General features: G+C 62.3%; 6 protein-coding genes. 4 read left to right on the forward strand and 2 right to left on the reverse strand.

Going from position 1 to position 5,629, the window contains the following annotated elements; translation table 11 throughout:
- A partial coding sequence (locus tag HX846_RS27980; RefSeq protein ID WP_178966532.1) for a DMT family transporter occupies positions 1-384 on the forward strand: 384 nt, incomplete at its 5' end.
- A gap of 43 nt (positions 385-427) precedes the next feature.
- Positions 428-1,189, forward strand: a complete 762-nt coding sequence (locus HX846_RS27985; protein ID WP_102368785.1) for an SDR family oxidoreductase — start codon at positions 428-430, stop codon at positions 1,187-1,189.
- A gap of 63 nt (positions 1,190-1,252) precedes the next feature.
- On the opposite strand, the gene tkt is transcribed toward HX846_RS27985, so the two are convergent.
- The gene (gene tkt, locus HX846_RS27990) at positions 1,253-3,313 is read right to left on the reverse strand and encodes a transketolase (protein WP_178966533.1); all 2,061 of its coding nucleotides are present in this window, start codon (positions 3,311-3,313) and stop codon (positions 1,253-1,255) included.
- A 189-nt stretch (positions 3,314-3,502) separates the two neighbouring features.
- Here tkt and HX846_RS27995 point away from each other — a divergent pair, with 189 nt between their 5' ends.
- Complete coding sequence (locus HX846_RS27995) at positions 3,503-3,742, forward strand: DUF465 domain-containing protein (protein WP_003215657.1); 240 nt, start codon at positions 3,503-3,505, stop codon at positions 3,740-3,742.
- A gap of 125 nt (positions 3,743-3,867) precedes the next feature.
- On the opposite strand, the gene HX846_RS28000 is transcribed toward HX846_RS27995, so the two are convergent.
- Positions 3,868-5,235 carry a VOC family protein gene (locus tag HX846_RS28000; protein WP_178966534.1) on the reverse strand — a complete coding sequence of 456 codons (1,368 nt, stop codon included), beginning with the start codon at positions 5,233-5,235 and terminating at the stop codon, positions 3,868-3,870.
- A 195-nt stretch (positions 5,236-5,430) separates the two neighbouring features.
- Between HX846_RS28000 and HX846_RS28005 the strand changes: the two genes are divergently transcribed.
- A partial coding sequence (locus HX846_RS28005) for a hypothetical protein (protein WP_178966535.1) occupies positions 5,431-5,629 on the forward strand: 199 nt, incomplete at its 3' end.

The raw sequence follows: 5,629 nt of genomic DNA on the forward strand, positions 1-5,629 counted from the left end.
GGCTGTTTCATTGCCGCCTACAGCGTGACAGACGGCATCGGCGCGCGCCTGTCGGGTGCGCCGATGGCCTACACGGTGTGGATGTGCGCCTTGTGGGGCGTGTTGATGCCGGCGGTGTATATCGGCCTGCGGGGCCCGAAAAGTCTGTTCAGCCTGCGGCCCGGGTTTTTCACGGCCTTCGCCGGTGGGCTGGTGTCGCTCCTGGCCTACGGAATCATTATCTATGCCATGGCCGGTGCGCCCATGGGCGCGGTCTCGGCCTTGCGCGAGACCAGCGTGCTGTTTGCGGCACTGATCGGCTATTTCTTCCTGGGCGAGACACTGACGGTCCGCAAGGTGCTGGCGTGCGTGGTGATTGCCACGGGCACCATCCTGATCGGCTGACAGCAGGCAAAGCATTTTCCACCACCACATGAAGGTTCGCGCAATGGATACCGTCCCGCAGGCACCGCTGATTCTGATAACAGGTGGAAGTCGTGGCGTTGGCGCCGCCACCGCGCGGCTGGCCGCCGCACAAGGTTATGACGTGGCGATCAGCTTCGTTTCCGATGAGTCTGCCGCCCTCGCGGTGGTGGCGGATGTAGAAGCGGCAGGGCGCCGGGCGTTGGCTGTACGCGCGGACAGCGCAGACCCGGAGCAGGTCGTCCAGTTATTTGCGGCGATAGATCGGGCGTTCGGGCGCATCGATGTGCTGGTTAACAACGCCGGGATCAACGCATTGCAGTCCCGGGTCGAAGACTTGCCGTTCGAGCGGATGCAGCGGATTTTCGCGGTCAACGCGATCGGGCCGATGCTGTGTGCCCAGCAAGCGGTGAAGCGCATGTCGTTTCGTCACCAGGGGCGGGGTGGTGCCGTGATCAATATCTCGTCGGCATCCGCCCGGCTGGGCAGCCCCAACGAATATGTCGACTATGCCGCATCAAAGGGTGCTCTCGAGACCTTCACCATCGGGTTTGCCAAGGAAGTGGCCAGGGAGGGAATACGCGTCAACTGCATCCGCCCCGGGCATATCTACACCGACATTCACGCCAGTGGCGGGGAGCCAGGGCGGGTTGATCGCGTGAAGGATTCGATCCCCATGGGCCGCGGCGGCCAGCCTGAAGAAGTGGCTCGGGCGATCCTGTGGCTGGCAGGCGCCGAGGCGTCCTTCATCACCGGTACGTTCCTGGATGTCACCGGCGGGAAATGAGCAGCAGGGCGTGGCCTACCGAGGTTTCCCTCGGTAGGCCGCGCCCGGCAGGCATGCACTGGGTCAGCTGTTGAGCCTGACTTGCTCCTTCGCCAGCTTCACCACATTGTCCAGGGTAAAGCCGAACTTGGCCTGCAACTTGGACAGCGGTGCCGAGGCGCCAAAGCTGTTCATCACCACCTTGGCCCCGGTTTGCCCCACGTAGCGGTCCCAACCCAATGGGCCGGCCTGTTCCACCACCAGTCGTGCCTTCACTGCGGGTGGCAGCACGCTGTCGCGGTAGGCCTGGTCCTGTTCTTCGAACAGTTCCCAGCTCGGCATCGACACCACTTGCGCCGCCACGCCCTCGGCCTTCAGTTGCTCATAGGCTTCCACCGCCAGGCTGACTTCACTGCCGGTGGCCATCAGGATCACCTGGGGCTTATCGGCGCCGGCCAGCACATAAGCACCACGGGATGTACCCGTCGCCGCTGCGTATTTCGTGCGGTCCAGGGTCGGCAGGTTCTGCCGCGACAGCACCACGCAGGTTGGCCGATGGGGCTGGGCCAGGGCGATCTTCCAGGCTTCCAGGGTTTCATTCGCGTCGCCTGGGCGCAGGGTCAGCAAACCCGGCGTCGCCCGCAACTGGGTCAGGTGTTCGATGGGCTGGTGAGTGGGGCCGTCTTCGCCGACACCAATCGAGTCATGGGTAAACACGAACACCACCGGCAGCTCCATGATTGCCGCGAGGCGAATCGGCGGCTTCATGTAGTCGCTGAACACCAGGAAGGTCGAGGTGTAGGGCCGCAGGTATGACAGCGCCATGCCGTTGGCAATCGCGCCCATGGCATGTTCACGAATGCCGAAGTGCAGGTTGCGCCCGCCGTAGTTCTCGGCGCTGAAGCGCCCGGCGTCGTCGAACGTCAGGTTGGTCTTGGTGGACGGCGACAAGTCGGCCGAGCCCCCCAGCAGCCATGGGATCTGCTTGGCAAACGCATTCAACACCTCGCCACCGGCGGCACGGCTGGCGACGCCTTTGGCATCAGTGGCAAAGCTCGGCAGTTGCTCCTGCCAATGCTCGGGCATCTCGCCGGCACGCATGCGGCGCAGTTCATCGGCCAGTTCCGGTTCGTACTGTTCGAGGTGGGACAGGGTCTCAGTCCATTGCTCATACAGCGGCTTGCTGCGCTTGAGCAGTGCATCCCGCAGGACCGTGCGCGCTTCATCCGGCACCAGGAAGCTTGAGTCTTCGGGCCAGCCGTACGCGGCTTTGGTCAGGCGGATTTCTTCTTCGCCCAAAGGCTCGCCATGGGCCGACGCGGTGTTGTGCTTGTGGGGCGAGCCATAGCCAATCACGCTGTCGACCACGATCAGGGTCGGTGCCCCGGTGTTTTTCTGGAAGGTGCTCAGCGCGTCGCTCAGGGCCAGCAGGTTGTTCGCATCGGTGACGTGCAAAGTATGCCAGCCATAGGCCTGGAAACGCTTGATCACGTCTTCGCTGAAGGCCAGTTCAGTGTGGCCTTCGATGCTGATGGTGTTGTTGTCGTAGATCCAGCACAGGTTCTCCAGCTTCAAGTGCCCGGCGATGGACGCGGCTTCGCTGCTGATGCCTTCCATCATGTCCCCGTCGCCGCACAGGGTGTAGACGTTGTAGTCGAACAGCACCTGGTCGTCACGGTTGAAACGCTTGGCCAGCCAACGCTCGGCCATGGCCATGCCGACGCTGTTGGCGCACCCCTGGCCGAGGGGGCCGGTGGTGGTTTCCACACCGGTGGTCATGCGGTATTCGGGGTGGCCGGGGGTTTTGGAGCTCATCTGCCGGAACTGCTTGATGTCGTCCAGGCTGATGGCCGGTTGGCCGGAGCGCTTGCCGTGGGCATCAATCTCCACCACACCGGCCAGGTGCAGCAGCGAATACAACAGCATCGAGGCATGGCCCACCGACAATACGAAACGGTCACGGTTGGGCCAGTCGGGGTGCTCGGGGTGATAACGCAGGAAGCGGCTCCACAAGGTGTAACCGACGGGCGCCAGGCCCATGGGCGTGCCGGGGTGGCCGGAGTTGGCCTTTTGCACAGCGTCCATGGCGAGGGTACGAATGGTGTTGATGCACTGGGTGTCGACAGCGTTGGCAGCGTGATTCATGGAACCTGTTCTCCATCGGGTGACGATCTACAGTGGAGGGCAGCGTGCGCCAAAGGTTTTATGAAATCGTCTGCCCCGCGACGAACGGGGACGCAAACGCGACAGGTTGATCTCAAACATGACAAGAGCCCGCCGGATGGGCTAGCTTCAAGGGGTATTCAGTCAATGATCAACTTGCGGAGGTACTCCATGCCAGTGAAACACGACCTGTATCAGGACCTGGGTTTGAGCAAGGAAGCTATTCATGAACGCAGGGCGAGCGATAACCGATTGGATTCGCTGCTCCACCAATACGACAGCGCCGACAAGGAGGTGCTGGAGCTTGAGTCCTCAAGCGGCGGTGACGAGGAGCTGGAGAAGCTGAAGAAGAAACGCCTGTTGATCAAAGACAAGATCGTCGAGCAACTGGAGAAAGCGACGGCCAAGTAGAAGATTTGTTCAGAATTGCCCGAAAGACAGCAGCACCGCCGCTGCCTATCATGCCAACCGTTCGCCCGGCACTGGGGCTCTTAGACGGCGCATGGAATGCGCTGTGGCCGGGCGAACTCTCTCTTTCAAGCCAGCAGCGCGCGCTTGCATTCGTCAATCGAGCGCTGCTGGGTTTCACCGTACAACTTCAACTCGTCGATAGTCTGGCGACCCAGGGCCTTTTCAAACTCGGCCTGGTTGGAGTTGGCCGCGTAGTGACTCTGCGCCGCATCCCCCAGGTTCGACTGGAAAATCCCCGCCGCACTCACCGGCAGAAAATCTTCGTACACCAACGGCTCCACGTCCACGTGGCCGGCGGCGATCAGTTCGTCCAGGGTTTTAAACTTGTCCTGGGCGGTCAAGCCTTTCTCGGTTACGAAATAGCGGAAGTACGCTAGCTCCTGCTCACGCATCTGCTGGTAATTATCGGGAAACGCCTGGAAGTGCTGCTCCATCAATTCGGTGTAGCGCCCGGCATTGGCCTCATTCGGAAACGCGCCCAATTCATCCCGCGCGGCATTCAGCAATTGGTCGTACAGCGCGCGGCCCTTGGGGGTCAGCGCCACGCCGCGTTGTTCGATTTCACCAAAGCGCGCGCTGTGGCTGCCCTTGGCATCGGTAAAGGCAATGGCTTCATCCAGGGCCTTGAAGCTGGTCTGGCGCAGCAGTATCGGGCACTGGCGGCGGGGCGGGCCTTCGATCACCGCCTTGGGGGTGATGCCTTTGCCGGGCATTGCCGCCTGCACCTGGTCAATGTCCAGGGTGCGCGGTGTCAGGTGGTTGATGTGCGGGCCCTTGAAGGCGACCACGTCGGCGATCAGCCGGTGCTGGTCGCTCAGTTGCTGGTATTGCGCGGCCGTGACGGTGGCGGTGTGGTGCCAGCGGAAGGTTTCCAGGGCTTGCTGGATAAACTCTTCGGCATGGGCGGCATCGAGGCCGCCGTCGGCTTCGGCTTGTTGGATCAACTCAAGGGCGCGTGGGGTGAAGATCGAACGCTTGGCCAGGGCTGACTGGGCGAAGGCCCGCAGTTCCGGGTTTTCGATCAGCTCCAGGCGCAGCAGCGAAGTGAACACCCGGAAGGGGCTGGTTTGCAGGGCGCTTTCATGCACGGCGCGAAAGGCGGTGGAGTGCACCGGTACCCCGGCCGGCGTGAGGTCGTAATAGCCCACCGGCTGCATGCCCATCACCGCGAACAGGCGGCTGATGGTGGCCAGTTCTTCAGCGGTGCCCAGGCGGATGGCGCCGTGGCGCTCCCTGTCCAGACGCTGGATTTCCCCGGTGCGTTGCAGTTGATGAGCCAGCGCGGTGTCGGTTTCCAGCACCCGGGCATTGGTCTCGGCCACCAGTTCCATCAGTGCGCCATACAGCGGCACTTCATCGCGGTACATGTCGGACATGGCCTTGGAGAAGCCTTTGCGAATCTCGTCAGGGCTGACTGGGCGGGCGGCGGGCATAGAAAAATTCCTGGCGGCTATAGAGAGGAAAGGCACGGTTGCCTGATTTTGTTGGGCCTGCCGACGCCTTGCAAACGAAGATTCCTCTGGACTTCATTCTGCAAATGAATGAGCTGGATGACGTCAGCTTCACGTGCATCTCACCGTCGAAGGGCTCTACACTGGCCGTCACCTCTGAACGCGACGGAAGACTCGATGACGGCACAGCCTGCGACGAACATTCTGGAAACGATTGAAGGCCAGCGCCTGGCCAAGCCTGACGGCGAGCGCTGGCGTGACTGGGGCCCCTACCTGAGCGAGCGGCAATGGGGCACGGTGCGCGAAGACTACAGCGCCGACGGCGATGCCTGGCGCTACTTCCCCCACGAACATGCCCGCAGCCGCGCCTACCGCT

It is taken from the genome of Pseudomonas sp. K5002 (genome assembly GCF_013386655.1).
Lineage (GTDB): Bacteria > Pseudomonadota > Gammaproteobacteria > Pseudomonadales > Pseudomonadaceae > Aquipseudomonas.